Annotated in this window: 1 protein-coding gene; it reads left to right on the top strand. The window is 68.5% G+C overall.

Features of this window, described 5'->3' with window-relative positions:
* Positions 1-1,123, top strand: a 1,123-nt coding sequence (locus ACIPIA_RS16785) for a mechanosensitive ion channel family protein (protein ID WP_400511113.1), incomplete at both ends; no start/stop codon positions are given.

Genomic DNA, 1,123 nt, shown 5'->3' with positions numbered 1-1,123 from the left:
GAGGCCTCGGCGCTGACCCAGGTCTCCATCATCATCATCCCCATCCTGGTCGTCGGCGTCGCCAGCCTGTTGAATTGCCGGGCGGCCCGGCGCGCGGCCGAACAGGGTATGACGCCGCTGATGCACGCCACCAGCGCGGCGCTGCGGGCGGCCGCCGTCGGCCTGATCTGGGCCGTCGGCTTCTTCATCCTGGCGCGTCTCTGGGCGGGCCTGTTGCTGGGCGTCAGCTCGGGGCAGTTCGCCGCCGTGATGCGCCAGATCGTCGGCGTCGCGATCTTCGCGTTCGTCGGCTGGGTGGCGCTGGTCTTCCTGCACGCCTTCTTCGATGCCTACACGCCGCGGCGGCGCGTAGTCGGCCCGGCCGACGAGGATGTCGCCCATGAGGAAAGCGTGCCGAGCCGCCTTGCTACCGTTCTGCCGGTCTTGCGCGGCGTCGTCCTCGGCGCGGTGCTCGGCCTCACGATCCTGATCGTGCTGTCGCGCCTTGGCGTCGATATCGGCCCGCTGCTCGCCGGCTTCGGCATCCTCGGCCTCGCCATCTCCTTCGGCTCGCAGGCTTTGGTGCGCGACATCGTCTCGGGGGTGTTCTTCATGCTCGAGGACGCCTTCCGCGTCGGCGAATATGTCGATACCGGCCGCCTCAAGGGCACGGTCGAGAAGATCTCGCTGCGCTCGATGCAGCTGCGCCACCAGAGCGGCCAGATCCACACCGTGCCCTTCGGCCAGGTGCAATCGCTGACCAATGCGAGCCGCGACTGGGCGACTGTGAAGTTCAACGTCCGGCTCGACCACTCGGCGGATATCGAGCAGGCGCGCAAGACCATCAAGAAGGTCGGCCTCGCGCTGCTGGAGGACCCGGAATACGCGCCGCATTTCATCGCCCAGCTCAAGATGCAGGGCGTCGCCGATATCACCGACCAGGCGATCGTGGTCCGGCTGAAGTTCACCGCGAAGCCCAATCAGGCCTCGATGCTGCAGCGCGAGGCGCTCAAGCGGGTCTATCGCGCCCTCAACGAGGCCCACATCCCCTTCGCTTCCAACGCCGTCACCGTGCGCGGCGGCGAGGGTGGAGCGCAGTCGGGCGCAGCGGCGGCGATCGCGACCGTGCCACCGCCAACCCCCC

The sequence above is a fragment of the Allobosea sp. CER48 genome (assembly GCF_044752385.1).
Lineage (GTDB): Bacteria > Pseudomonadota > Alphaproteobacteria > Rhizobiales > Beijerinckiaceae > Allobosea.
The sequence above is the reverse complement of the archived record's forward strand: the minus strand, read 5'-3'. Positions and strand labels throughout refer to the sequence as shown.